Consider the following 22,898-nt stretch of genomic DNA (forward strand, 5'->3'; position numbering starts at 1 on the left):
CGCGCGTCACGTGCGCCGGTGGTAGGGCAGGAACCGCCGGACGAGCCCCAGGGGCGCGCGTTCGGCCAGGTCGGGGCCGCGGACGGCGTCGAACGCCGACTCCAGCTGGTCGACCACCCCGGACAGCTGCGGCGCGTCCGGCAGCGGCATCGACCGCGGCTCCCGCTGCTCCCGCACGGCCGAGGCGAGTTCCGCCAGCGCGTCCGTGAGCAGCTCGACGTCGGCCGGGTCCGGCGGCGGCACGCCTCGCCCGATCGTCACGCCGACCTCGGTGACGGCGTCCGCGACGCGCTCCTGCGCGGCGATCACCGGCCACCACGCCACCGCCTGGCGGCCGTGCGCCGAGGGCTCGACCACGGCCTGCTGGAACGCGGTCCGCAGGTCGGCCAGGGCCCGGTAGGCCCCGCGCCGCGCCCGTGACCGGGTCAGCCGCGCCTCCCCCGACGACGCCTCGACCAGCGCGTGCGAGACGTACTTCGCGACCGTGTCCAGGCTGTCGGCCAGCCGGCCGCCCACCCGCGGCCGCCGGCTGCCCGGCCACAGCAGGTAGCCGAAGACGAGCACGATCACGCAGCCCAGCACGGTGTCGACCAGCCGCGCGAGCACCACGCTCCAGTTGCCGGTGTGCGCCAGCCCCATCTGCAGGATGATCAACGGCGTCACGAAGGCGCTTTGGATGCCGTAGTTGCGCACCTTCCCCACCGCGATGCCGCCGGCGAAGACCGCGCTGAGCACCACCAGCACCCAGCCGTTCGCGCCGAGGCCGAGCACGGCGGCGCCGATCCCGACGCCGATGACCGTGCCGATCCCGCGCAGCACCGCGCGGCCGAAGACGGACCCGAAGTCGGGTTTGAGCACGATCCCGACGGTCAAGGTGATCCAGTACGACCGCTCGAGCGGCACGAGCAGGCCGACGACCTCGGCGATCGCGACGCACAACGTCAGCCGCAGGGCGGCGATCCACGTCAGCGGGCCGGACGCGAGCGAGCCCGCCCACCCCCGCAAGCGCCGGTGCCACGGCGTCGGCTGACGGCGCTTGCGGTCGTCGCCCTTGCCGATCCGGACCAGTCCCGCGTAGAGCGCGGCGAGCACCGGGTCGGGGTCGCCGGGCGGCGGTGGTGGCGGGGGCGGCAGCGGCTGGCCGGCCAGCACGGCCGCCGACAGCGCGACGAAGTGGTCGATGACCTCCGCGGCCGGGCGGCGGCCGGCGTTGACCATCGCCACCGACGCCTCGACGGCGGGCGTCGTGGCCGAGAGCAGGTTGAGCAGCTGCCGGTAGGCGGCATCGCGTCCGGACAGCCAGGACCGCGCGGTCAGCAGCTGGTCGTAGGCGGTGTTCATCGCCGTGGTCAGCCGGTGGCGGGCCACCCGCGAAACGGCTTCGTCGGTCGCGGACAGCATCGCGGCCAGCTCGACGTAGACGTGCGCGACGGCGGTGCGCTCGGGGCTGGTCGCCCGGACCGTCCAGGTGAGGAGGGCGACCAGGTAGCTCCACGCGGCCCCGAGGCAGAAGCAGCCGAAGAGCACCTCGACGCGGACGCCGGTCGCGTGCTGCCCGGTGGCGAGCACGCAGAACACGAACATCTGCAGCCCGGCGACGGAGGCGTTGCTGCCGGCCGCGCTGATCACCGCGGACACCGCGGCGACCAGGACCACCGCGGGCACCGACAGGGCCGGCGTGCCGCCGGTGAGCAGCCCGGCGAGGTAGCCGGCGGTCGCGGCGAGCGTCGCTCCGCCGAGCCGCCGGGCGCGGTAGCGGTAGGGCCCGGCCGATTCGGACAGCACGGCGGGCAGCGCGCCGGTCGAGACGAGCGCGCCGACGGCGATGTCCCCCGCCGCGTACGCGACCGCGAGCGGCACGGCCAGCGCGAGCACGGCCCGCGCGACCATGTTCCACGGCACCGGGACCGGCGAGCTGCGCAGCAGCTGGACCAGCCAGTGCGGTGCGGCGAGGTCGGGGCGCGGCGTGCTCACGCCCTCATCTTGACCTACGCTGCCGGAGACGATTAATTATCCGTCTGTCAACAACGTGGGAGGTTCCGGTGGGCCGCAAGTACTCGTACGAGGTCAACCGCACGAGCACCGCCCCGCCGGAGGCGCTGTTCGCGCTCGAAGCGGACGGCCCGCGCTGGGCGGAGTGGGGAAAGCCACTCATCGTGCAGGCCCGCTGGGCGCGGCGGGGCACCGAAGAGCCCGACGGCGTCGGCGCGGTCCGCGAGGTCGGCCTGTGGCCGGTGCTGATCCGCGAGGAGACCCTCGAGTACGAGCCCGGCCGCAAGCACGTCTACGGCTTCGCCGGCGGCAAGCCGATCGGCGACTACCGCGCCGAAGTGCTCTTCACCCCGGCTCCCGGCGGCGGCACACACCTGCGGTGGACCGGCTCGTTCACCGAACCGGTGCGCGGCAGCGGGCCCCTGCTGGCCGCCACCCTCCGGACCGTGATCCGGCTGTTCTCGGCGAAGCTGGTCAAGGCGGCCGAAACCGGGCGCTGACCTGGGTGGCCCGAGCCACACAAGATCGCCCCGCGCAACGTTTCCGCCCCCTGCCGCGTCACCCTTTCAGGTAGTACACGAAAGGGGGAAAGCGTGAGGAAGCGCTTGACAGCCGTGATCGCCGCGGCGGCATTGACCTTGACCGCGTGTTCGGGCCCCGACACGGACCAGCGTGAGCCCGGCACGAGCCAGCCGAACCCGGCGCCCCAGGGCGCGAACCCCGACGTGAAGACGTCGGCGCCGTACCCCTTCGGCACGGTCCAGCAGAAGGTGCCGCCGATCGAGAACGGCCAGGTCCCGCTGATCCGCCGGATCACCACCGACAAGCCGTACGTCTTCCTCACCATGGACGACGGCGCCGTGCCGGACCCGGGCGCGCTGAAGCTGATGCAGCAGAACCCGACGCACCCGGTGCTGTTCCTGAACCAGAAGTACGTCAAGGGGCACGAGGCCTACTTCAAGCAGATCCTGGACGCCACCGGCGCCACGCTCGGCGACCACACGGTCGACCACCCGAACCTCAAGGGCAAGCCGTACGAGTTCCAGCGCAAGGAGATCTGCGACGACGCCGACGACTTCCAACGCGGGCTGGGCGTCCGCCCGTCGCTGTTCCGCCCGCCGTTCGGCAACTACGACCAGAACACGCTGAAGGCGGCAGCGGCGTGCGGCATGCGCGCCTCGGTGCTGTGGACGGCCGCGGTCAACGACGGGGTCGTCCAGTTCCAGTCCGGCGACAAGCTCAAGCGGGGCGACATCGTGCTGATGCACTTCCGCAAGACGTTCACCGAGGACTACACGGCGTTCGTGGAGCGGGCCAAGAAGGACGGGCTCACGCCCGTCCCCCTGGCCGACTTCCTCGGTTAAAGCACAACCGTCTTGGCCGGTCGGCGGATGGGGCCGCGGCTGCGGGCCACCGATCGGCTCGGCCGCCACCGTCTTCTGCGCGGCGATGACCCGGCGAGCCGCGAGGGCTTCCGGAGGGCACTTTCCCGAGCAGGCCGATGCGGGCGGGCTTACCCCGTCCGCCAGGGACGACTGACCGGGAGGAGGCCGCGGCGGCAGGCCACCGATCGACTCGGCCGCCCACAACCGCGACCCGTCTTCCGCGCGGCGAAGACCCCGGCGAGCCGCGAAGGCCATCCGGCCGGAGCGGCTTCCGCAAGCTCACATCTCGAGCAGGCCAAGAAGGACGGGCTCACGCCCGTCCCCCTGGCCGACTTCGTCGGTTAAAGCACGACCGTCGGCGTCACGATGGTCCGGCGGCATGACACGTCCCCCAGGTGCACGAGGATCTGCGTCGTCCCGCGCGGCACGTTGTCCAGCACGAAGCGGCCGCCTTCGTCGGCCGTCGTCGACGATGTGCCGTGTTCGGCGACCCGCACCTCGACGCCGTACTGGCCGGCCGGGACCAGCCAGCCGTCGATGCGGTGGAGCTTGCCCATCTTGGTCAGGTTGATCATCACCGTCAGGTCGCTGACGGTGAACGTGATCGTGCCCGTGCCGCCGCCGCGGACCCCGGCGAGGTTGTCCAGCCGCTCCCAGCGGGCGACCTCGACGTCGAGGTCTTCGAGGGCGAGCGCGAACTGGACCCGCTGCACCAGATCACCCGGTGGCGGGTCCAGTTCGTCGAGGAAGCGGCCGACGCCGGCCAGGATCAGGTCATCGGAATAGGCCTCGCCCGGCGCTCCGAGGTCGTTCATCGGCTTCCCCCTTCACTGGCGAGGAGATCGCGCATCTGGTCGAGGCAGCGCCCCCTGGTCGGGCCGACACTGCCGCGCGGCATGCGCAGCGCCTCGGCGACGAGCTGGTACTCCGCGCGGCCCGCGAGCACGGTCAGCCGGAGCAGTTCCTGACAGCGGTGGGGCAGCCGGACGAAGGCGCGCCAGACCCGGCGGTCGCGGTCGGCGCGGACGGCTTCGTCTTCGGGTGCCGGCTGGGTGCTCGGCATGGCCTCGGCGACCTCGTCGCTCAGCGGCACCGGCTGCATGCGACGGCCGAACGGGTGGGTGGCCTCGCGGCGGGTGGTCGTGATCAGCCAGGCGGCGAGGGCCTTCGGGTCGCGGAGCTTGCCGAGCTGGCTGAAGAGCGCGAGCCAAACGGTCTGGACGACGTCTTCGGCGACCGAGCGGTCCAGCCCGTTGGCGCGGGCGACGTGCCAGACGAGCGGGGTCAGTTCTTCGACGAGGCGGGCCATCGCCCGGCGGTCACCGTCTCTGGCGGCCTGCATGCACGCAGCGTGCAGCTCGGCGCCGGTCAGGCCCTCCCAAGGCGGATCTACCTCTGTGGTTTGCACGTCGGTCACCGTATCTGCCCCTCTTCGGAAGAGTCTTCGAGTCGGCATTGGCAGTATCGCGGGTCCTTCGGGGGGAAGGAGCGTGCAGGTGGATCTCGGATGCATCAAGGTCACTTACTTCGTCGGTCGTGCACTACCGGACAGTGGCGAATCGTCTGGCGAATCGTCTGGCGAATCGTCTGGCGAATCGTCGAGGTACCGGCCGGCGCGGGCGGGTGGTCCCCCACCGGCCGGTACTCCCCTCCCTCAAGGGCCCGCTCCCCAACGGACCCCGCCGGATGTCCCCTCCCCCGAAGGGCACCCGGCCGACGGTGTCCGGCAGCCCCCTCGGCTCCCGGCCACCGCGTTCACTCCGAACCCGACACCCCCTGTCGTGTTCCTCCGTGCTTGGCTGCTCCACAGGACGCAGTGGGGGCACCGCCAGATACACGAACCGGCGAAAAAATTCGGAGATCGACGCAGCGCGGCTAACCGAGCACGGCCTGTGCCAGCGTCCCCGCCCAGCGGGCGTAGCCGGCGGGCCCCGGGTGGAACCGGTCGCTCGCGAAGGCGGCCGGGTCGAGCAGCGCCGGGTCCATCGGAAGGTGCCGGACGCCGGGAAGGCGGCCGAGCGACGCGGCCGCGTTGTCCAGAGCGGTCGAGCGAGCCGAAAGGACGTCACGCAGGGGGCGCGGCAGGGCCGGGAAGCGGGACATCGGCGGCACCCCGGCCAGGAGGACGTCGACCGGGCCCAGCCGACGGCGCACGTCGAGCACCAGCCGAAGGAGGTCACGGCGGTACGCCGGACCCGTGCGGAGCTCGATCGTGTCGTTGACGCCGAGCGCGATCACGACCAGGTCGGCGGGGCGGAGCAGCGGAACGAGTTCGGTGCGGGCCACCCGGGCGTTGGCGCCGGTCCGGCCGACCGCCTGCCAGCGGACCGCCCGGCCGTCGCGGGCCAGTTCCCGGGCGAGACAGCCGGTGAGCGATTCCCCGTGGTCCGCCGCACCGACGCCGTCCACTGTGGATTCGCCGAGCACGGCGAGCCGGAACGGGTCGCCGTCACCCGGGAGCAGTCCCTCCGTCGGTCCCGCCGCACCCGGGAGCCGCGGGGTCTTGCGTTTGACGTACAGAGCTTGAGCGAGGAGGACCATGGCTCGACGTTAGCCGTGGGCGATCGAGACCTTGGCCCCGATCAGCGTGGGATCCGCCACGGCGTCGAGCAGGTACGCGGCGACGTCGGCGCGCCGGATGGTGAACGTGCGGACGTTGCCGTCGAGCCGGCTCGCGACCTTGCCCGTGCGCGGCCCGTTCAGCAGCATCGGCGGCCGGACGATCGTCCAGTCCACGTCGCTGGCCGCGACCACCGCCTCCATGGCGAGCATGTCCGCCCAGCCGTGCTTGAGGAAGGTGTTGAGCAGCGGCTTGACGAGCGTCCGGGTGAAGAAGCCGTCCCCCTCGGTGTGCATGCCGCTCACGCTGACGACGAGCAGGCGCTTCGCCCCGGCGTCGATCGCCGCACGGGCGCCGTCGACGCAGACCGTGGTCGGCCCGCGGTCGCGGGAGCCGACCGCCGAAATGACCGCGTCGCGGCCCTCGACCGCGGCCGCGAGCTTGTCGTGGTCGGTGAACCCGGCGACCACGACCTCGGCCGGCGACCGCAGCTTGGCCGGGTCGCGCACGACGGCGGTGACGTGCCAGCCCCGGCCGAGGGCCTGCTTGACGACCTCGCCACCGACGCCGCCGGTGGCTCCCAGCACGGTGATCCGCATGGTGTCTCCTTCGTGGTTAGTGAACACTCACCAGGTAGGGTGAGTGTTCACTAACCGAGCTGAGAACGCACTCAGGGAGCCGCCATGGGAAGCCGCGAAGAGATCATCGCCGCGGCCGCGAAGGTGATGCGCGAACAGGGCTACGCCCACGCGACCACCAAGGTCATCGCGCAGACGGCGGGGTACTCGGAAGCAATGCTCTACAAGCACTTCCGCGACAAGACCGACCTGTTCCGCAGCGTGCTGGCCGAGGAACTGCCCGCGCTGGGTGCCACCCTGGCCGAACTGACCGCGGACCCCGGCCGGGCGCCGCTGCGGGACAATCTCGTCCAGGTGGCCCGGCTCGGCCTGGCGTTCTACGTCGACAGCTTCCCGATCGCCGTCTCGATGTTCTCGTCGCGGGAACTGCTGCGCTCCCACCGGGAGCGGCTGCGCGGGCACGGTCCCCACCTGCCGCTAAAGGGGGTTGCGGACTACCTGCGCGCCGAGCGGGCGCTGGGCCGGCTCAAAGAGGACACCGACGTCGAAGCGGCCGCGTCCCTGCTCCTCGGCGCGTGTTTCCAGCAGGCGTTCCTGGCCACGTTCGAGGAACGGGAGCCGGCCGATCGCGCCGAGCGGCTCGCGGACGTCCTGCTCGCCGGCCTCTAGGCGTTCTTCGCCTCGCGGAGCTTGTGCCAGCGCTCGTACATGCTGTTCACCTCTTGGAGCATGAACGACAGGAAGTCCCGCATCTCGGCGAGGCGCTTGCCCGACGGGGTGTCTTCGCCGAGGGCTTCGATGCCGTTCTCGGCCGCGTCACGCCACATCATGATCATGCGGTCGCGCTTCATGAAGGTGGCGTACCAGAGATCGTCGTAGAGGCGGTAGTGGTCGCGGCGCTCGCCGGGCTCGCGCTCCTTGGTCACCAGGCCGATCTGCTCGAGGTAGCGCACCGCACCGGACACGGCCGCCGGGCTGACCGACAGCTGCGCGGCCAGGTCCGCCGCGGTCAGGCGGCCCTCGTCGGTGGTCATCAGCGCGGCGAACACCCGCGCGGGCATGCGCTGCATGCCGATCTGCGAAAGCACGAGCCCGAGGTTCTCGACGTACCGGCGGACGGCGTCTTCATCCCGCTTAGTGTCAGGCGTCGTCATCGGTCCATCCTCCCGTACCCGTCCCCGGCGATCACTTGATCTAGACATTTTCTTAACTTCACAACTTCGTGAACCGAGTGTAGCTTCCGAACCATGGAAAACGCCATTTCGGTCACCGGCCTGCACAAGTCGTTCGGCCGGACCAAGGCCCTCGACGGCCTGGACCTGCAGGTACCCGCTGGGGAGGTGCACGGTTTCCTGGGCCCGAACGGCGCCGGGAAGTCGACCACCGTCCGGGTCCTGCTCGGCCTGCTCCACGCGGATTCGGGGGACGTCCGGCTGCTCGGCGGCGACCCCTGGAAGGACGCCGCGACCCTGCACCGCCGCCTCGCCTACGTGCCCGGTGACGTCAACCTCTGGCCCAACCTCTCCGGTGGCGAGGTGATCGACCTGCTCGGGCGGCTGCGCGGTGGCCTGGACGAGCAGCGCCGCGCCGACCTGATCGAGCGGTTCGACCTCGACCCGAAGAAGAAGGGGCGGACGTACTCGAAGGGCAACCGGCAGAAGGTCGCCATCATCGCGGCCCTCGCCTCCCGCGTCGACCTGCTGATCCTCGACGAGCCGACGTCCGGGCTCGATCCGCTGATGGAGGCGACGTTCCAGTACGCCATCCAGGAGGAACGCGAGCAGGGCCGGACCGTGCTGCTCTCCAGCCACATCCTCGCCGAGGTCGAGGCGCTCTGCGACAAGGTCAGCATCATCCGGAACGGCCGCACGGTCGAGTCCGGCACGCTCGCCGAGCTGCGCCACCTGACCCGGACGTCGATCACCGCCGAACTCGCCGGGCCGCCGAACGGCCTGGCGAACCTGGCCAACGTCCACGACCTGAAGGTCGAGGGCCACCGCGTCCGGTTCGACGTCGAGACGCGCTCGCTCGACGAAGCCCTGCGCCGGCTCACCGAGGTCGGCGTCCGCAGCCTGGTCAGCCAGCCGCCGACGCTGGAGGAGCTGTTCCTGCGCCACTACACGACCGAAGCGAGCGCGAAATGACCGCGACGCTCTCGCGCGCCGAAGCCGCCGTGGCGCCCGCGCACGAACTGGCCGGCACCTGGCACCTCACCCGGCTCGCGCTCCGCCGCGACCGGGTGATCCTGCCGATCTGGATCGTGCTGCTCAGCGTCGTCCCGGCGAGCACCGTCAACACGTTCACGCAGTTCTACCCGACCGTCGCCGACCGGCTCGCCCTGCAAGCGGGCGCGAACGCCAACCCCTCGTACGCGCTGCTCTACGGCCCGCCGTTCGACCTCACCACGGCCGGCGGGTTCATCGCCTGGCGCATGTGCGGGTTCCTGGCGCTGCTCACCGGGCTGATGGTCGTCTTCGCCGTCACCCGGCACACCCGCGCCGAGGAGGACACCGGCCGCGCGGAGCTGCTCGCGTCCGCGGTGGTCGGCCGGTACGCGGCGCTGACGGCGGCGCTGCTGGTCGCCGGCGGCGCGAGCGTGCTGACCGGGCTGGTCCAGGCGGTCACGCTGGTCGGCGCGGGCCTGCCCGCGGCCGGTTCGCTCGCCTTCGGCGCGGCGGAAGCGCTGACCGGACTGGTCTTCACCGCCGTCGCGGCGGTGGCCGTCCAGCTGGCCGAGTACTCCCGGACGGCCAACGGCATCGGGACCGCCGTGGTCGGGGCCGCGTTCCTGCTCCGCGGCGCCGGGGACTCCACTGTGGACGCCCGATGGCTGTCCTGGCTGTCGCCGATCGGCTGGATGCAGCAGGTGCGCGCGTTCGCCGGGGAACGCTGGTGGGTGCTCCTCCTGCCGGCGGTCTTCACGCTGGTCACCGGCGCCGTCGGGTACTGGCTGCTGCCCCGCCGGGACGTCGGCGTCGGCATCCTGCCGCCGCGGCCGGGCCCGGCGCGGGCCGCGGCGAGCCTGCGGTCGCCGCTCGCGCTGGCGTGGCGGCTGCACCGCGGCCCGCTCCTCGGCTGGACGATCGGCACGGCGGTGGTCGGCGCGGTGTTCGGCTCGATCGCCAGCGGGATCGGCGACCTCGTCGGGTCGAGCCCGCAGGCCCAGCAGATCTTCGAGCGGCTGGGCGGGAGCCACGCGCTGACGCAGGCGTTCCTCGCCGCGATGGCCGGGATGTTCGCCATGGTCGCGTCGCTGTACGGCGTCCAGGCGGTGCTGCGGATGCGCGGCGAGGAGACCGCGATCCGGCTCGAGCCGGTGCTCGCCACCAGCGTGGGCAGGCTGCGCTGGGCGGGCAGCCACCTGGTGTTCGCCTTCTTCGGCACGGCGGCGCTGCTGCTGTCCGGCGGGGTGTTCATGGGCCTGGCCAACGGGCTGCGCACCGGCGACGTCGGCGGCTCGCTCGCGGACACACTCGCCGGGATGCTGGTCCAGCTGCCCGCGGCCTGGGTGGTGGTCGCGCTGGCGGTGGCGATCTTCGGGCTGGTACCGGGCTTTTCGGCCGCGGCGTGGGCGATCGGGGCGCTGGCGCTCCTGCTGAGCCTGTTCGGCCCGGTCCTCGACCTGCCGCAGGCGGTACTGGACGTCTCGCCGTTCCAGCACCCGCCGAAGCTCCCGGGTCAGGAGTTCACCGCGACGCCGCTGGCCTGGCTGCTGGCCGTCGCCGTCGTCGCCCTGGTGGCCGGCCTGGCCGGCTGGCAGCGCCGGGACGTCGGCTAACGCACCCGCAGCTCGTGGCCCGGTCCGGCCACGAGCTGCGCCTGCGGGCCCGCCTTGCCGCACGCGGGGCCGTTCGGCTCGGTGAAGGACGGCGTCACCTCGACGCTGTGCGGTTTCCCGTCGTCGAACCGGACGGTGACCCGGACCGGCTCGGCGGGCAGGCCCGGGAGGTCCGCGAAGCCGTGCAGCCCGCCGGTCGGGACCATCGACGTGCCGCACGAGCTGTCCGGGCCGGTGCCCGTGCAGGTCGTCGCACCCGCCGACGTCTCCGGGTACAGGCCGACGTCGCGCGTGACGCACTGGCCGCGCCAGCAGGCTTCGAGCGTCGCCCGCGAGATGCCCTGCGGTGACTGGATGGACAGGCCGATGCCGACCGCGAACCCGATCGCCGGGCAGGCGACCTCCGGCCCGGTACAGCCGGCCGTCACGGTGGCGAGGATCGCGAACCCCAGTACGCGGTGCATACCGCCCGGACGGGACCGGCGGCCGCCGGGTTGCACCGTCAGTCGCGCCAGATCGAAGTCAGTGGCAACGGGATCGAGGTCGGGGTCGGCGTGACCGGGGTGACCGAGGTCGTCGACGGCACGGTGACCGCGACGACGCTGGTGGTGGTCGTCGGCGGCGGAGTGTCGACCGAGGTGACGGTGCCCGGCGGCACGGATTCGGTGACGGTCACGGGCACCGCGGACACGGTCCGGGTCGGCGGCGGCTCGGGGGTTTCGGCGGGGCGCGGCGGAGTCCGCCCGGCGACGAGCATCGCGGCCAGGAGCAAGCCGGCGGCGAACCCCGCGAGTCCGGTGACCGCGGCGGAGCCCCAGGTAGGTCGGCCACTCATCGGGCACCCCCTCGCCACGCGCAGCGCAGGTACGAGGACTGACTCGCGTTGATCTTACGTCTTGTTACCCGATGAGCAGATAGAGTCTGTATGACTCAACTTTCTTGCGTCCGTTCCGCGCACGTGCCAGTTTGGAGAGATGGGGGTACTGCAGAACCGGGACTTCCGGCGGCTGTGGGTCGCCGACCTCGTGAGCCAGCTCGGCAGCCGGATCGACGTCCTGGCGGTGCCGTTGCTCGCGGTCACCACACTCGGTGCGCCGGTCTTCGAGGTATCGCTGCTGCGGACCGCGGCGACGCTGCCGTACCTGGTACTCGGCCTGCAGGTCGGCGTCTGGTGCGACCGGATCCGCCACCGCCCGGTGCTCATCGCCGCCGACGCCGGACGGGCCGTCCTGGTCACCTCGATCCCGGTCGCGGCACTGTTCGGGGTGCTCGGCATGGCCCAGCTGCTGGCCGTGGTCTTCGCCGTCGGCGTGCTCGGGGTCTTCTTCGACGTCGCCCACCAGACCTACGTCCCGCAGCTGGTCCGGCGCGAGCAGCTGCCGGAAGCCAACACCCGGCTGCAGACGAACCGGTCGGTGGCGGCGGTCGCGGGTCCCGGCCTCGCCGGGGTGATCGTCCAGGCGCTCGGCACCGCGGCGGCACTGGCCGTCGACGCCGTCAGCTACCTGTGGTCGGCCCTCTGGCTGCGCCGGATCGAAACGCCCGACACGCGGCCGGAAGCGCGGGAGCGGCGGCTGCTGCGCGAGATCGGCGAGGGGCTGCGGCTGGTCCGCGGCGACCGCGTCCTGCTGGCGATCAGCGCGCACGGCGCGGTGTCGAGCTTCTTCCAGTCGGCGCACCTGGCGATCGTGATCGCCTTCCTCGCCCGCGACGTCGGGCTCTCGCCCTGGGTGATCGGGGTGCTCGGCACGGCGTCGCTGACCGGCGCCCTCACCGCCGGGCTGACGGCGCGGTGGCTCGGCGACCGGATCGGCCAGGCGCGGGCCCTGTGGGGTGCGGCGGTGCTGTTCGGCCTGGCGTACCAGCTCTACCCGTTCACCGGCCGCGGCTGGGCGCTCGCGTGCTACGTCGCCGCGGGGTTCTTCACCAGCTACAGCGTGATCGTGCTGAGCGTGTTCGGCGTGAGTTTCCAGCAGGCCGTCACGCCACCGGCGCTGCTGGGCCGGGTCAATGCCATCTCCCAGACGCTGGTGTACGGCGTCGTGCCGCTGGGCAGCCTGCTCGGCGGCACGCTGGCCGGCGTGCTCGGCATGCGGGCCACGCTGCACATCGCGGCGGCCGGCGTCCTGGCCTCGGCGGCGATCATGGTGTGGTCGCCGCTGCGGAAGCTGCGTGACCTGAGGCCCGCAGACCGTCGATGACGACCCGGACCAGGTGCGCACTGCCCGGCGCGTACCGCTCGACGGCCAGGCAGCCGACGATGAGCGCCCGCAGGTCGTCCCCGTCGATGTCGGGCCGGACGGCCCCGGCGGCCTGCGCGCGGGCGAGCAGCTCGGCCAGCGCGGCGCGGAACTCCTCACCGGCACCGGCCTTGAAGGCGTGCCCGCTCGACTCGGCGAGGGCGTCGCAAATGGCCCGGTTGAGTGACGCCTGCTTGACGACGCGGACGAAGTAGTCGACGAAGACCGCCCCGGGGTCGTCGGCGGTCGCGAGCGCCCTGGCCTCCTCGGCGAACTGCTGGAGCCGGTCGAGGACGACGGCCTGGAACAGGGCTTCCTTGCTGGGGAAGTGCCGATAGACGGTCCCGGCCCCGACCCCGGCGAGCCGCGCGATGTCATCGAGCGGCACGGCGAGCCCGTCGAGGGCGAAGGCCTCCTCGGCGGCGGCCAGCACCTTGGCCCGGTTGCGCCGCGCGTCGGCGCGCATCTTCTCCATCACGTCTCCTCGTTGACAACCGGAGTGGTTGCTCCGTATCGTCGTAAGCGGGCCCACCGTTCCGATTGAACGCCCAGTCTGGCAGGAGATTCCGATGCCGACCACCGTGTCCCCGGCCCGTGCCGTGTTCGACCGGTTCCTCGCCGCCTCGGTGGAGAACCGCTGGGACGACCTCGCCGACCTCTACGCGGAGGACGTCACCCTCGAAATGCCCTTCACCCTCCCGGGCGTGCCCCGCGTGACGAAGGGCCGGGAAGAGCTCCGCCGCCGCTTCCGCGCGGCCGCGGGCTCGCGGCGAATCGTCGAGGCCGGCAACGTCGTCGTCCACGAAACCACCGACCCTTCGGTGCTGGTGGCGGAGTTCGACCTGCACCAGGAGGAACGCGGCGAGGCGTTCGCCGTCTCCTACGTCATGGTGCTGACCGTCCGAGACGGCCGCATCGCCCACTCCCGCGACTACACCGACACCGCCGCGGCGGCCGAACGGATCAAGGCGTGGTCGCGCGCTGGCTCGACGGCGGGATGAACAGCCGCTCGAACGTGCTCACCGCGTGGTCCCACACCCCCGGCACCAGCAGCACCCCCAGCAGCGCGAACACCGGGAAGATCAGCCGCTTCTCCACCTTCTTGCCCGTCCGGAAGCGCAGCACCTTCGGCGGCCGGATCTCGTACCACGTCTCGCCCGCGATCGGGATCGGGAACAGGAACGGGCAGCCGGCCTCGGTCAGGGCGTCGCCCAAGCAGTGGGTCAGGCAGCCGGCCGCGACCGCGATGCCGAGCCAGCCCGAGATCGACTCCAGTTCGCCCGCGCGGTCGGGCGGGGCCGTGAAGAACCACCAGGCCACCGCCGCTCCGCTCACCGGGAGGAGCCAGTCGCCCAGTGCGCCCTCGGCCAGCATCAAGCCGAACACCACCACGCCGACCACCGCCCACGGCCCGCCGTCGGCCGTCCCCCACGACGTCAGCAGGCCGAGGCCGGCCGCGAACAGGACCGTGTGGGACAGGTGGCGGTGCTTGCCGGAGACCTTCTCGTCGCGAGGGCCCTTCGTCAGGGCGTAGAACCCCGCCGAGACGCGGCGCAACACCCAGGACAACGCGCCCGTCAGCCAGCCGAGGAGGCGGGAAGCGCTCGCGCCGGGGTGGTCCAGGTCGGGCAGCAGGGCGAAGCCCGCCGTGGTCGCCGCGAAGACGACCGCCTGGTGCACCGAACCCACCCCGACCGCCGGGGCCAGCGCCAAGCCCGCGCACCAGCCGGTCAGGGCATGCGTGCGCCCCATCATCGTGCCGCCCCCCAGGTCCGCGAACAGAAATCAGTCCGCGGAACCGTAGCGGGCGGTCAGGCTTGGGGGTCTTCCGACACGCTCAGGTGTTCGGCCACGCCGGTGAGCTCGATCACCCGGCTCACGGCGGGACTGGGGACGACCGCGAGTTCGACGTCCTGCTCGCCGGCCTGGCGTTGTGCGCGGAGCACCACGTTCAGCGCGGAGGAATCGAAGAAGGTCACCCCGGACAGATCGGCCACGACCCGCTGCGCGCGCTTGTCCGCGATCAGCCCGGCCAGGGCCTCCTGCAGCTGCGGACTGGTGAGCAGGTCGAGCTCGCCGGTGACCACCACCCGGGGCTCCGTCGCGTCGGTGTCCAGCGTGATGCCGAACCCGGGCGGGGTGGCGTTCTGGTCGGCTGCGGGCATGCAGTTTCTCCTCGTCAGGCGCTGCTCCTGCGCCGGGTACGCGCCTGTTGTCTCAAGCGGCAACCGTGTCACCGTGCCTTTCCAAGCTTGCGCCGGGCACGGTCAAGGCAACTCCGGGGCCAACCCTAACCCAGGATGCGGCCGCGCCCGCCACGGCCGCCGCCCTTTCGCGTGCACTGCTCAACGACGATCAAATCCTGCCTGCTCAGCGCGCTGCTCAGTGCGCACTCATCGCCTTCCGGGCCGCCCTGCGCTGGCGCAGGAACAGCTGCCGCCGCTCGATCTCGCCGAGGCCGCCCCAGATGCCGTACGGCTCCTGTACGGTCATCGCGTGCTGACGGCACTGGGCCAGGACCGGACAGGTCTGGCAGATGGCCTTGGCCCGCGACTCGCGCCGCTCCCGCGCCGAACCCCGCTCGTTGTCCGTGTGGAAGAAAAGGCTGCTGTCCGCACCCCGGCACGAGCCGCGCAGCTGCCATTCCCACTCTTCAGCAACCACGTTGGGCAGCCGGCTCACGTCAGCCATGTCGTCCCTGCCTTTCCCAGGATCACCCGTGTCGACCGCTACATGCCCGCCGGTGGAGGGGATCAAACCCGGGTTTGGTTTGCTCACCCCACGGGCATCTCGCTGACCGGGCGTGGAAGACACCGCCGATCCCCTGCAGCGCGAGTGCGGAGAAAGGAACAAACGTGGAGGACAACGCCCCGCTCGTCCCGGAAGGCGCGCAGGTCATCGAGGTGCGGACCGCAGCGATCCCGCACGTCGTGCCCACGCTCCGGACCATCGTGGCCGACATCGCGATGCGCCAGGACTTCGACCTCGACGCCGTCGAGGATCTCCGGATGGCGGTGGACGAAGCCTGCTCGCTGCTGCTGCCCGCCAGCTCGGACGGCCGCCTCACCTGCGTCTTCTCCTGGAACGGGCCGCGGATCGAGGTCTCGGTCTCGGTGCTGGCCGACAGCGCCGAGCACGAGGACGACGCCGGCCTGTCCTGGCAGCTGCTGACCGCCCTCGCGACGACGGCCGAGCGCACGATCACCCCGGAGAACGGCCGCTACCTGTCCCGGGTGGACCTCGTCCGGGAGAGCCAGGCGGCGGACTCGTGACCGATCCCGCCGGGAACAGCGGGAGCGACCTCGACGTCAGCGCGCTGTTCACCCAACTCGCCGCCCTGCCGGCGAACTCGCCCGAGCGCGAACGCATCCGTGACACCCTCGTGCGCGCGCACCTGGAGCTGGCGCGGAACCTCGCCCGGAAGTTCCGCAACCGCGACGAGGCGATGGAGGACCTGGTCCAGATCGCCACGGTCGGGCTCATCCACGCCGTCGACCGGTTCGACCCCGAACAGGGGACGGACTTCCTGGCCTTCGCCGTGCCCACCATCTCCGGCGAGCTGCGGCACCACTTCCGCGACAACAGCTGGTCGGTCCGGGTGCCGCGGCGGCTCAAGGAGCTGAACGCGAACATCTCGGCCGCGCGCGAGGAGCTCACCGTGCAGCTCTCGCGGGCCCCGAAGCCGAGTGAGATCGCTGCGCGGCTCGGGGTGCCCATCGAAGACGTCTACGAAGGACTCCGCGCCGGTCAAGGCCGCTACGGCGCTTCGCTGGACCACCTGCTGGAGAACGCGGCGCACACCCGCTTCGGGGCGCCGGACGCCGAGCTGGGCCAGGCCGAGCTGCGCGAGGCGCTGCGCCCGATGCTGGAAAGCCTGCCGGAGCGGGAGCGCAAGATCGTCGCGCTGCGGTTCGGTTCGGGGATGAGCCAGTCGGACATCGCCCGCCGCGTCGGGGTGTCCCAGATGCAGGTGTCGCGGCTGCTGGCCGCGACGCTGAAGAAACTGCGGTCCGGCCTGGACGAATCCGAGCTGGCCGACGGCACCTGATTAGCCCATCCGCCGCCTGGGTACTTGCCGGGCGGTACCGAACTCACTGGGAGGGGGACCGGATGACGACGTCGCAGACGCCGAAGACACGGCAGACGCCGCAGCGCGCAACCACGGCCGCCGCCCCGCTGAGGGTGCTCCTCCCGGCCGACGTCACGGCGCCGGCGCGGGCCCGGCACGAGGTCCGCGCGGCGCTGCTGCGGCTCGGCGTGGGGGAACGGCAGCTCGAGGACGTCCTGCTGGCCACCTCGGAGCTGGTCACCAACGCCTTCGAGCACGGCGAACGTCCCCAGCGGCTCGAGCTGGAGTACGCCGGTGGCCGGTTGACGCTGCGGGTGCACGACACCGGCCGGATGCTGCCCGAGCTGCGGGCGCCGTCCCCGGCGGAAGCACGCAGCCGCGGGCTCGTCCTGGTCCAGGCGCTGTCGCTGGACTGGGGCTTCGAACGCTGCCCGGGCGGCAAGTACGTCTGGGCGGTCTTCCAGCTGCCCGAGGCCTGATCAGCGCAGTTCCCGCGCGGCCGCGGTCTCCCCGATCCGCTGCCGGAACGGCTTGCGCTCCAAGGCCTCGACGATGGCGTCCAGCAGAGCGCGCAGCGAGTACGGGAGCTCCGCCTCGAGTGCTTCGGCCGCTTCGGTCGTCGCCGTCCACTCCGCCTCGATCAGCGGCAGCAGGTCGCGGGTCTTCGCGGTGAGCGACACGATCCGCTGCCGGGCGTCGGCGCCCGGCTCGAGGCTCACGAACCCGGCCCGGCTCATCTGCGCGACGGTCTGGCTGGCCGCCGAGTGCGTCACGCGCATCTCCGCGGCGAGGTCGCGGATGGCCAGCGGGCCGCGGGCGAGCAGCGCCCGCACCACCGGGGAGTACCGCGGCCGGTAGTCGTCGAGGCCGATGTCGGCGAGGAACCCCGCGACGTCGCCCTCGAGGATCTCGAGGACGTGCCGCATCCGGGTCCCCAGCCCCTCCGGACCCGAAGTCATGGCCATGACGGCCGATCATAGGCGCCGGTCGTGTGCTTGGATCGGGACATGGAGAACCGGAAGATCGCCCGGCTGGGCCGTGAGGTGTCCGTCGTGGGGCTCGGCTGCTGGCAGCTCGGGGCGGACTGGGGCGAGGTCGACGAGAACGACGCGCTGGGCGTGCTGCACGCGGCCGCCGACAACGGTGTCACCTTCTTCGACACCGCCGACGTCTACGGCGACGGCCGCAGCGAGCGGCTGGTCGGCCGGTTCCTCGCCGAGCGCGGGAACGTCTTCGTGGCGACCAAGATGGGCCGCCGGGTCGAGCAGGTGCCGGAGAACTACGTCGCGGCGAACTTCCGCGAGTGGAACGACCGGTCGCGCCGCAACCTCGGCGTCGACACGCTCGACCTCGTCCAGCTGCACTGCCCGCCGACGCCGGTGTACTCCTCCGACGCGGTGTACGACGCCCTCGACGCGATGGTCGACGAAGGCCGCATCAGGGCGTACGGCGTGAGCGTCGAGACGGCCGAGGAGGCGCTGACGGCGCTGGCGCGGCCGAACGTCGCCTCGGTGCAGATCATCCTCAACTGCCTGCGGCTCAAGCCGCTCGAGCGCGTGCTGCCCGCGGCGGTGCAGGCGGGCGCCGGGATCATCGCGCGGGTGCCACTGGCGTCCGGCCTGCTGTCCGGCCGCTACACCGAGGACACGAAGTTCGCGGAGAACGACCACCGCAACTTCAACCGCCACGGCGAGGCCTTCGACGTCGGCGAGACCTTCTCCGGCGTGCCGTACGAGGTCGGGCTGCAGGCCGTCGAGCGGCTCCGCGGGCTGGTGCCGTCCGGGCAGACGCTGGCGCAGTTCGCGCTGCGCTGGATCATCGACCAGCCGGGCGTGAGCACGGTGATCCCGGGCGCCCGCAACGCGGAGCAGGCTTCGGCGAACACCGAGGCGGCGTCGCTGCCCCCGCTGTCGGAAGAGGCGCTGGCGGGTGTCCGCGAAACCTACGACGAGCTGATCCGGCCGCTGGTGCACGACCGCTGGTAGGCCCGGCATGATGGGCCGATGATGACGCCCGAAGAGCTCCTGACGACGACCAGGACCGTCCGCAAGCGCCTCGACCTCGAACGCCCGGTGCCGCTCGACCTGGTCAAGCACTGCGTGCAGGTCGCGCTCCAGGCGCCGAGCGGTTCGAACACGCAACGGTGGCAGTGGCTGCTCGTCACCGACGCCGGGCAGCGCGCCGCGCTCGGCGGGATCTACCGGCGGGCGTGCTCCGAGTACCTCGAGTCGTCGCGGGCGGCGGGCAAGCTGTTCGCCGACGACCCCGAGCGGTCGAAGGTGCAGCAGCGCGTCGGCGACAGCGTCGCGTACCTGGCCGACCGGATGGGTGACGTGCCGGTGCTCGTCGTCCCCTGCCTCGAGACGGAGTCGGCGGAGTTGCCCGCGGGCAACCAGGCCGGGCTGTGGGCCTCGCTGCTGCCGGCGGTGTGGAGCTACATGCTCGCGGCGCGTTCGGTGACGCTGGGCACGGCGTGGACGACGCTGCACCTGAAGTACGAGCAGGAGGCGGCGGAAGTGCTGGAGCTGCCGAAGAACGTGCACCAGGCGGCGTTGATCCCGACGGCGTTCTACACGGGCGAGACGTTCAAGCCGGCGGCCCGGCAGCCCCTGGAAGAGGTCCTGCACCTCGACCGCTGGTGACCCCCGTGAAAGCCCCGCGCCATCCGGGGCTCCGCCCCGCGCCGGGGGCTCCGCCACCCGGACCCCCGTGAAAGCCTCCTTGCCGGGGCAGTTGGGGGACGTCGGCAAGGAGGCCCGCACGGCCTTTCGGCGGCCAGGTGGTCTAGCGGACGGTGAGCGTGAGCCGCTGGATGCCCCAAGCGTCGGCCTGGGCTCCGGGCAGCCAGACGTCGACGATGTCGTCTTTGATCCAGCTCCCGATGTCGGCCGCGTAGCACTCGCCGTAGCCGGGCACGGAAAACCGCGTGCCCCACGGGATGTTCCGGGCGTCGACCGCGCAGAACCCCGGCCCGGCGCGGTAGCCCAGGGCCGTCTGGGCGACGTCGTTGTACGACGTGACGCGGTAGTTCAGCGTGGTGCCCGCGGGGATGCGGTAGGCCGCGAGCCGGTTGGCGCCGTCGAGGCGGTAGGCGGTCGAGATCTGGCCGAGCGAACCCGGGGAGTTGTCCTCCGCCGTCATCGCGTAGAGCTGGTAGTTCGCGTTCTGGCAGGGGCTCGCGTCGGTGACGGTGAGGACCGGCTGACCCCAGTCGCTGATCCACTGGAGCGCTTGACCGTTGCGGAAAGCGCGGTAGGCCTTCGCGCCGGCGACCCGGGCGAACGTGAAGGTGACCTTGTCGTCGGCGCCCAGTCCCCCGCTGACCGAGCCGGGAGCGGGCAGGCGGTTGGTCACGTCGACGGCGCCGACGAGCGTGCCCGGCCCGTGCCCGCCGGTGACCGGGCGGTCGGGGATCGGACCGGAGTAGAAGTGCTGACAGGCGGGCAAAGCCGCGGCGGAGGCCGCCGGAGCGACGAGCACGCTGCCGGCCGCGAAGGCCGCCAGCGCGAGGACGCGGGCAAGACGCATGGCGGGGGAAACCTCCGTGGTGGGGACCGGGTGGAGGTGACGCGAGCGGGTTCGCCGCTGAACAAAACGGTAAGTGGCCTGGACCACTCAGTCAATAGGTCTAGACCTTTAATCGCCGATCGGCGCAGTCAGAGGTAACCCACCAGGCGCTCGGCGAGCGCGGCCGGGTGGCTGAGGGGCACGCAGTGCGGGCCGTCGATCTCGTCCGGCTCGATCCCGAGCCGTTCGCGCGCCACCCGCCGCTGGAAGTCCGGGACGAAGAACCGGTCGTCGCGGGCCAGCAGCACCCGGGTCGGGACGTCCGGGTGGGCGGGCAGCGGCCACGGCTCGTCCCACTCCTTGCTGACCTGCTCGCGCCCGCGCGCCTGGCACTCCTCGGCGAGCGACGCCGGGACGCCGTTGAAGAACTGCTCGGTCTCGCTCAGCCCCTTCGGCGCCGCGAAACCCGTGTTGCCCCACCACTGCCCCGGCGGCTCCCCCGGCGCCGGGATCATCCCGGCCAGGTACACCAGCAGCCGCGCCCGGACCTTCGCCGCGACCAGCGGCGCGGTGAACCCGCCGTACGAATGGCCGACGACGGCGACGTCCGTGCGGTCGCCGAGCGCGGCCAGCACCGTCTCGGCGAACTCGGCCAGCCCGGCCGCGGGGTCGGTGATCGGCAGGTCGGGGGCGACGGCGTCGTGCCCGCGGGCCTCGAGCTCCGGGATGAGCAGGTGGAAGTCCCAGCCGCTGCCGCCACCGCCGTGGATCAGCGCGAAAGTCGTCACGCCGACCAGCTCAGCAGCGGCGCAGCATGTCGGTCAAGGCGGTTTTCTCGGCCTGCGTGATCGTCAGCCCGTAGTAGTGCTTCACGACGATCCAGTCGGTCGCGTAGGTGCACCAGAACGCCACCAGCGGCGGCTTCCACTGGTCGGGTGCCTTGTCGCTCTTCTGCTGGTTGAGGTTGTCGGTCACGGCGAACAGCTGCGGGCGGGTCAGGTCGTTGGCGAACTGCTCGCGCTTCTCGGTCGTCCACGACTTCGCGCCGCTGACCCACGCCTGCCCGAGCGGGACCATGTGGTCGATGTCGAGGTCGGTCGGCTCGGTCCAGGTCTCGTCGTCGTAGACGCTGGTCCACGTCCCGGAGATCGCCTTGCAGTCCTTGTCGGTCTTGACGTCCTTGCCGTCGCGCTTGAGGACGACTTCGCGGGTGTCGCAATTGGACCCCTGGCTGTCCCAGTGCGGGAACTTTTCACGGGAGTAGCCGTCCATGGACGTCCGCGTGGCGATGGAGAGTTCGCCGAGCTGCTTCTGCGCGTCGGCGGCGCTGACCGGCAGCGGTGCCCCGGACGTCGGCGGGGCCGCGCCCGCGCCCCGCGTCGCCCAGTACCCGAAGAGCGCGAGGGCCAGAATCGCGATTACCAGCAGGGTTCGCTGCGTCACGCTCAGCCGAAAGCGGCGGGCCGCCACGATTTTCTCCTCTCACCTGCGCGGGTGCGCGGCGTAGTGTCACCTCTGCCGGCACGGGACAACCGCGCCGACACGACGACCTGGCGCGAATGTGACCTCGCCCACCCACGGCGGAGCTGTCACACGGAGCCGATCTTCTGCGACTACCGGAGCAGGACCCTTCCGGAGGGAGCAGCCGATGCCCGGCCGGCTCAAGAAGTTCGACGAGTTCTTCCAGCGCAAAGCCGCGGAAGGCGGCAACGTCGTCGCCATGGCCCGGATGGGGCTGGCCATGCGCGAGCGCGGCGAGCTGGCCGAGGCCGAGTCGTGGTACCGCAAGGCCGCCATGGGCGGCGACCGCGTCTCGATGACGGCGCTCGCCCACCTCCTCGCCGAGCGCGGCGCGCGGGACGAGGCCGACCGCTGGTACCACGAGGCCGCGCTGGCCGGCGAGCCGCACGGGATGCAGTACCTCGCCAAGTCCTGCGAACGGCGTGGCAAGCGCGACGACGCCCGGCACTGGTACGGCGAGGCGGCCCGCACCGGCGACCTGCCTTCGATGGCCGCGCTCGGACGTCTGCTGCGCGAAGACGGGAAGCGCGAAGAGGCCGAGTCGTGGCTGAGACAGGCCGCCGAGGCCGGGTTCACCGGCGCGATGATCGACCTGGGGATCGTGCTGCGCGACCGCGGCCAGGCCGCCGAAGCGGCCCGCTGGTGGCGGTCCGCCGTGCAGGCCGGCGACCTCGCGGCCACCTGCCAGCTCGGCAGGCAGGCCGAACGGCTCGGCAGGCCGGCCGACGCCGAATCGTGGTACCGACAGGGCGCGCGCGGCGGCCACGTCGAGGCGATCACCCGTCTCGGCCTGCTGCTGCACCGCCGCGGCGACGTCGAAGAGGCCGAGAACTGGTACCTGGAGGCGGCCGAGCACGGCGACCCGGCGGCGATGACGAACCTCGGCGTGCTGGCCCGCAACCGCGGCGACGAGGGCGAGGCGGCCGCCTGGTACCGCAAGGCCGCTGAGCACGGCAGCATCCCCGCGCTCACCAACCTCGGTCACCTCGCGGAACACCGCGAGGACTTGGCGCAGGCCGAGCAGTGGTTCCGCCGGGCCGCCGAGACGGGCGACGTCCAGGGGATGCTCAGCCTGGCGCGCATGCTGCGGGCGCGGGGTGCCGCTCACGAAGCCGATTTGTGGCTGGCCCGGGCGGAGACCGTGCAGGACGAACGCGAGTACCAGCACTGACCGTGTTGCGGGGTCCGGGTGGCGGAGCCCCGGCTCGGGGCGAGGCCCCGAGCGTTACGGCTATTGTGTGATCTAGTTCACAGTTCTAGCCTGAGAG

The 22,898-nt window shown here is 72.0% G+C and carries 29 protein-coding genes; 13 read left to right on the plus strand and 16 right to left on the minus strand.

Going from position 1 to position 22,898, the window contains the following annotated elements; translation table 11 throughout:
• Positions 1-6: 6 nt before the first annotated feature.
• A complete protein-coding gene (locus tag ACLJOU_RS01295; RefSeq protein WP_410562188.1) occupies positions 7-1,974 on the minus strand; it encodes an FUSC family protein in 1,968 nt (655 codons plus the stop codon).
• Positions 1,975-2,042: 68 nt separating this feature from the next.
• Here ACLJOU_RS01295 and ACLJOU_RS01300 point away from each other — a divergent pair, with 68 nt between their 5' ends.
• Both ACLJOU_RS01300 and ACLJOU_RS01305 read left to right on the plus strand, forming a co-directional pair.
• Positions 2,043-2,492: an SRPBCC family protein gene (locus ACLJOU_RS01300; protein WP_410562190.1), complete on the plus strand. Its 450-nt coding sequence runs from the start codon at positions 2,043-2,045 to the stop codon at positions 2,490-2,492.
• A 114-nt stretch (positions 2,493-2,606) separates the two neighbouring features.
• Positions 2,607-3,356: a polysaccharide deacetylase family protein gene (locus ACLJOU_RS01305; RefSeq protein WP_410564652.1), complete on the plus strand. Its 750-nt coding sequence runs from the start codon at positions 2,607-2,609 to the stop codon at positions 3,354-3,356.
• Positions 3,357-3,718: 362 nt separating this feature from the next.
• Here ACLJOU_RS01305 and ACLJOU_RS01310 read toward each other — a convergent pair whose 3' ends face one another.
• From ACLJOU_RS01310 to ACLJOU_RS01325, 4 genes are all read right to left on the minus strand, one after another.
• Positions 3,719-4,192 (minus strand): carboxypeptidase regulatory-like domain-containing protein, encoded by a 474-nt coding sequence (locus ACLJOU_RS01310; RefSeq protein WP_410562193.1) that lies wholly within the window; start codon positions 4,190-4,192, stop codon positions 3,719-3,721.
• Positions 4,189-4,794 (minus strand): RNA polymerase sigma factor, encoded by a 606-nt coding sequence (locus ACLJOU_RS01315; RefSeq protein WP_043788522.1) that lies wholly within the window; start codon positions 4,792-4,794, stop codon positions 4,189-4,191. Before ACLJOU_RS01315 ends, ACLJOU_RS01310 begins: the two co-directional genes overlap by 4 nt.
• 458 nt (positions 4,795-5,252) lie before the next feature.
• On the minus strand, positions 5,253-5,918 hold the full coding sequence (locus ACLJOU_RS01320; RefSeq protein WP_410562195.1) for an SGNH/GDSL hydrolase family protein: 666 nt from the start codon (positions 5,916-5,918) through the stop codon (positions 5,253-5,255).
• 9 nt (positions 5,919-5,927) lie between these two features.
• The gene (locus tag ACLJOU_RS01325; RefSeq protein ID WP_410562197.1) at positions 5,928-6,536 is read right to left on the minus strand and encodes an NAD(P)-dependent oxidoreductase; all 609 of its coding nucleotides are present in this window, start codon (positions 6,534-6,536) and stop codon (positions 5,928-5,930) included.
• Positions 6,537-6,620: 84 nt separating this feature from the next.
• On the opposite strand from ACLJOU_RS01325, the gene ACLJOU_RS01330 reads away from it, so the two are divergent.
• Positions 6,621-7,184: a TetR/AcrR family transcriptional regulator gene (locus ACLJOU_RS01330; protein ID WP_410562199.1), complete on the plus strand. Its 564-nt coding sequence runs from the start codon at positions 6,621-6,623 to the stop codon at positions 7,182-7,184.
• Here the strand turns inward: ACLJOU_RS01330 and ACLJOU_RS01335 are convergent.
• Entirely contained in the window at positions 7,181-7,669 is a 489-nt protein-coding gene (locus ACLJOU_RS01335; RefSeq protein ID WP_410562202.1) for a GbsR/MarR family transcriptional regulator, read from the minus strand. The two genes, ACLJOU_RS01330 and ACLJOU_RS01335, sit on opposite strands and share 4 nt — an antisense overlap.
• A 93-nt stretch (positions 7,670-7,762) precedes the next feature.
• Between ACLJOU_RS01335 and ACLJOU_RS01340 the strand changes: the two genes are divergently transcribed.
• Entirely contained in the window at positions 7,763-8,659 is an 897-nt protein-coding gene (locus ACLJOU_RS01340; protein WP_410562204.1) for an ATP-binding cassette domain-containing protein, read from the plus strand.
• Positions 8,656-10,293 carry an ABC transporter permease gene (locus ACLJOU_RS01345; protein WP_410562207.1) on the plus strand — a complete coding sequence of 546 codons (1,638 nt, stop codon included), beginning with the start codon at positions 8,656-8,658 and terminating at the stop codon, positions 10,291-10,293. Before ACLJOU_RS01340 ends, ACLJOU_RS01345 begins: the two co-directional genes overlap by 4 nt.
• Here ACLJOU_RS01345 and ACLJOU_RS01350 read toward each other — a convergent pair.
• Both ACLJOU_RS01350 and ACLJOU_RS01355 read right to left on the minus strand, forming a co-directional pair.
• Entirely contained in the window at positions 10,290-10,757 is a 468-nt protein-coding gene (locus ACLJOU_RS01350; protein WP_410562209.1) for a hypothetical protein, read from the minus strand. The two genes, ACLJOU_RS01345 and ACLJOU_RS01350, sit on opposite strands and share 4 nt — an antisense overlap.
• 38 nt (positions 10,758-10,795) lie before the next feature.
• Positions 10,796-11,128 (minus strand): hypothetical protein, encoded by a 333-nt coding sequence (locus tag ACLJOU_RS01355; RefSeq protein ID WP_410562211.1) that lies wholly within the window; start codon positions 11,126-11,128, stop codon positions 10,796-10,798.
• Positions 11,129-11,267: 139 nt separating this feature from the next.
• Here ACLJOU_RS01355 and ACLJOU_RS01360 point away from each other — a divergent pair, with 139 nt between their 5' ends.
• A complete protein-coding gene (locus ACLJOU_RS01360; RefSeq protein ID WP_410562214.1) occupies positions 11,268-12,494 on the plus strand; it encodes an MFS transporter in 1,227 nt (408 codons plus the stop codon).
• Here the strand turns inward: ACLJOU_RS01360 and ACLJOU_RS01365 are convergent.
• Entirely contained in the window at positions 12,436-13,008 is a 573-nt protein-coding gene (locus ACLJOU_RS01365; RefSeq protein WP_410562216.1) for a TetR/AcrR family transcriptional regulator, read from the minus strand. The two genes, ACLJOU_RS01360 and ACLJOU_RS01365, sit on opposite strands and share 59 nt — an antisense overlap.
• A gap of 94 nt (positions 13,009-13,102) precedes the next feature.
• Between ACLJOU_RS01365 and ACLJOU_RS01370 the strand changes: the two genes are divergently transcribed.
• On the plus strand, positions 13,103-13,534 hold the full coding sequence (locus tag ACLJOU_RS01370; RefSeq protein ID WP_410562218.1) for a nuclear transport factor 2 family protein: 432 nt from the start codon (positions 13,103-13,105) through the stop codon (positions 13,532-13,534).
• On the opposite strand, the gene ACLJOU_RS01375 is transcribed toward ACLJOU_RS01370, so the two are convergent.
• The 3 genes from ACLJOU_RS01375 to ACLJOU_RS01385 form a co-directional block, all read right to left on the minus strand.
• Entirely contained in the window at positions 13,497-14,285 is a 789-nt protein-coding gene (locus ACLJOU_RS01375) for a metal-dependent hydrolase (RefSeq protein ID WP_410564654.1), read from the minus strand. The two genes, ACLJOU_RS01370 and ACLJOU_RS01375, sit on opposite strands and share 38 nt — an antisense overlap.
• A gap of 59 nt (positions 14,286-14,344) precedes the next feature.
• Positions 14,345-14,698, minus strand: coding sequence for an STAS domain-containing protein (locus ACLJOU_RS01380; protein WP_410562220.1), 354 nt, complete (start codon positions 14,696-14,698; stop codon positions 14,345-14,347).
• A 217-nt stretch (positions 14,699-14,915) separates the two neighbouring features.
• Positions 14,916-15,224, minus strand: coding sequence for a WhiB family transcriptional regulator (locus tag ACLJOU_RS01385; RefSeq protein WP_091305403.1), 309 nt, complete (start codon positions 15,222-15,224; stop codon positions 14,916-14,918).
• Positions 15,225-15,388: 164 nt separating this feature from the next.
• Here ACLJOU_RS01385 and ACLJOU_RS01390 point away from each other — a divergent pair, with 164 nt between their 5' ends.
• The 3 genes from ACLJOU_RS01390 to ACLJOU_RS01400 all read left to right on the plus strand — a co-directional run bounded on the left by ACLJOU_RS01390 (position 15,389) and on the right by ACLJOU_RS01400 (position 17,081).
• Complete coding sequence (locus ACLJOU_RS01390) at positions 15,389-15,805, plus strand: anti-sigma factor (protein WP_410562223.1); 417 nt, start codon at positions 15,389-15,391, stop codon at positions 15,803-15,805.
• Positions 15,802-16,581 carry a SigB/SigF/SigG family RNA polymerase sigma factor gene (locus ACLJOU_RS01395; protein ID WP_410562224.1) on the plus strand — a complete coding sequence of 260 codons (780 nt, stop codon included), beginning with the start codon at positions 15,802-15,804 and terminating at the stop codon, positions 16,579-16,581. Before ACLJOU_RS01390 ends, ACLJOU_RS01395 begins: the two co-directional genes overlap by 4 nt.
• A gap of 62 nt (positions 16,582-16,643) precedes the next feature.
• A complete protein-coding gene (locus ACLJOU_RS01400; RefSeq protein ID WP_410562226.1) occupies positions 16,644-17,081 on the plus strand; it encodes an ATP-binding protein in 438 nt (145 codons plus the stop codon).
• On the opposite strand, the gene ACLJOU_RS01405 is transcribed toward ACLJOU_RS01400, so the two are convergent.
• A complete protein-coding gene (locus ACLJOU_RS01405) occupies positions 17,082-17,561 on the minus strand; it encodes a MarR family winged helix-turn-helix transcriptional regulator (RefSeq protein WP_410564655.1) in 480 nt (159 codons plus the stop codon).
• A 48-nt stretch (positions 17,562-17,609) separates the two neighbouring features.
• On the opposite strand from ACLJOU_RS01405, the gene ACLJOU_RS01410 reads away from it, so the two are divergent.
• Entirely contained in the window at positions 17,610-18,587 is a 978-nt protein-coding gene (locus ACLJOU_RS01410; RefSeq protein ID WP_410562228.1) for an aldo/keto reductase, read from the plus strand.
• A gap of 18 nt (positions 18,588-18,605) precedes the next feature.
• A complete protein-coding gene (locus ACLJOU_RS01415; RefSeq protein WP_410562230.1) occupies positions 18,606-19,244 on the plus strand; it encodes a nitroreductase family protein in 639 nt (212 codons plus the stop codon).
• 142 nt (positions 19,245-19,386) lie between these two features.
• Here ACLJOU_RS01415 and ACLJOU_RS01420 read toward each other — a convergent pair whose 3' ends face one another.
• The 3 genes from ACLJOU_RS01420 to ACLJOU_RS01430 form a co-directional block, all read right to left on the minus strand.
• Positions 19,387-20,130 (minus strand): 3D domain-containing protein, encoded by a 744-nt coding sequence (locus tag ACLJOU_RS01420; RefSeq protein WP_410562232.1) that lies wholly within the window; start codon positions 20,128-20,130, stop codon positions 19,387-19,389.
• 128 nt (positions 20,131-20,258) lie between these two features.
• The gene (locus tag ACLJOU_RS01425) at positions 20,259-20,897 is read right to left on the minus strand and encodes an alpha/beta fold hydrolase (protein ID WP_410562234.1); all 639 of its coding nucleotides are present in this window, start codon (positions 20,895-20,897) and stop codon (positions 20,259-20,261) included.
• Positions 20,898-20,907: 10 nt separating this feature from the next.
• Entirely contained in the window at positions 20,908-21,579 is a 672-nt protein-coding gene (locus ACLJOU_RS01430; protein ID WP_410562236.1) for an HNH endonuclease family protein, read from the minus strand.
• A 178-nt stretch (positions 21,580-21,757) separates the two neighbouring features.
• Between ACLJOU_RS01430 and ACLJOU_RS01435 the strand changes: the two genes are divergently transcribed.
• On the plus strand, positions 21,758-22,801 hold the full coding sequence (locus tag ACLJOU_RS01435) for a tetratricopeptide repeat protein (RefSeq protein ID WP_410562238.1): 1,044 nt from the start codon (positions 21,758-21,760) through the stop codon (positions 22,799-22,801).
• The last annotated feature ends 97 nt before the right edge of the window (positions 22,802-22,898 follow it).

This window comes from Amycolatopsis sp. cmx-4-61 (assembly GCF_046548775.1).
Classification (GTDB): Bacteria; Actinomycetota; Actinomycetes; order Mycobacteriales; family Pseudonocardiaceae; genus Amycolatopsis.

Coding starts and splice junctions, on each gene's coding strand:
- ACLJOU_RS01310 (WP_410562193.1), bottom strand. CDS start 4,192: ATGAACGACCTCGGAGCGCCGGGCGAGGCCTATTCCGATGACCTGATC.
- ACLJOU_RS01320 (WP_410562195.1), bottom strand. CDS start 5,918: ATGGTCCTCCTCGCTCAAGCTCTGTACGTCAAACGCAAGACCCCGCGG.
- ACLJOU_RS01325 (WP_410562197.1), bottom strand. CDS start 6,536: ATGCGGATCACCGTGCTGGGAGCCACCGGCGGCGTCGGTGGCGAGGTC.
- ACLJOU_RS01330 (WP_410562199.1), top strand. CDS start 6,621: ATGGGAAGCCGCGAAGAGATCATCGCCGCGGCCGCGAAGGTGATGCGC.
- ACLJOU_RS01335 (WP_410562202.1), bottom strand. CDS start 7,669: ATGACGACGCCTGACACTAAGCGGGATGAAGACGCCGTCCGCCGGTAC.
- ACLJOU_RS01340 (WP_410562204.1), top strand. CDS start 7,763: ATGGAAAACGCCATTTCGGTCACCGGCCTGCACAAGTCGTTCGGCCGG.
- ACLJOU_RS01345 (WP_410562207.1), top strand. CDS start 8,656: ATGACCGCGACGCTCTCGCGCGCCGAAGCCGCCGTGGCGCCCGCGCAC.
- ACLJOU_RS01350 (WP_410562209.1), bottom strand. CDS start 10,757: ATGCACCGCGTACTGGGGTTCGCGATCCTCGCCACCGTGACGGCCGGC.
- ACLJOU_RS01355 (WP_410562211.1), bottom strand. CDS start 11,128: ATGAGTGGCCGACCTACCTGGGGCTCCGCCGCGGTCACCGGACTCGCG.
- ACLJOU_RS01360 (WP_410562214.1), top strand. CDS start 11,268: ATGGGGGTACTGCAGAACCGGGACTTCCGGCGGCTGTGGGTCGCCGAC.
- ACLJOU_RS01365 (WP_410562216.1), bottom strand. CDS start 13,008: ATGGAGAAGATGCGCGCCGACGCGCGGCGCAACCGGGCCAAGGTGCTG.
- ACLJOU_RS01370 (WP_410562218.1), top strand. CDS start 13,103: ATGCCGACCACCGTGTCCCCGGCCCGTGCCGTGTTCGACCGGTTCCTC.
- ACLJOU_RS01375 (WP_410564654.1), bottom strand. CDS start 14,285: ATGGGGCGCACGCATGCCCTGACCGGCTGGTGCGCGGGCTTGGCGCTG.
- ACLJOU_RS01380 (WP_410562220.1), bottom strand. CDS start 14,698: ATGCCCGCAGCCGACCAGAACGCCACCCCGCCCGGGTTCGGCATCACG.
- ACLJOU_RS01385 (WP_091305403.1), bottom strand. CDS start 15,224: ATGGCTGACGTGAGCCGGCTGCCCAACGTGGTTGCTGAAGAGTGGGAA.
- ACLJOU_RS01400 (WP_410562226.1), top strand. CDS start 16,644: ATGACGACGTCGCAGACGCCGAAGACACGGCAGACGCCGCAGCGCGCA.
- ACLJOU_RS01405 (WP_410564655.1), bottom strand. CDS start 17,561: ATGACTTCGGGTCCGGAGGGGCTGGGGACCCGGATGCGGCACGTCCTC.
- ACLJOU_RS01410 (WP_410562228.1), top strand. CDS start 17,610: ATGGAGAACCGGAAGATCGCCCGGCTGGGCCGTGAGGTGTCCGTCGTG.
- ACLJOU_RS01415 (WP_410562230.1), top strand. CDS start 18,606: ATGATGACGCCCGAAGAGCTCCTGACGACGACCAGGACCGTCCGCAAG.
- ACLJOU_RS01420 (WP_410562232.1), bottom strand. CDS start 20,130: ATGCGTCTTGCCCGCGTCCTCGCGCTGGCGGCCTTCGCGGCCGGCAGC.
- ACLJOU_RS01435 (WP_410562238.1), top strand. CDS start 21,758: ATGCCCGGCCGGCTCAAGAAGTTCGACGAGTTCTTCCAGCGCAAAGCC.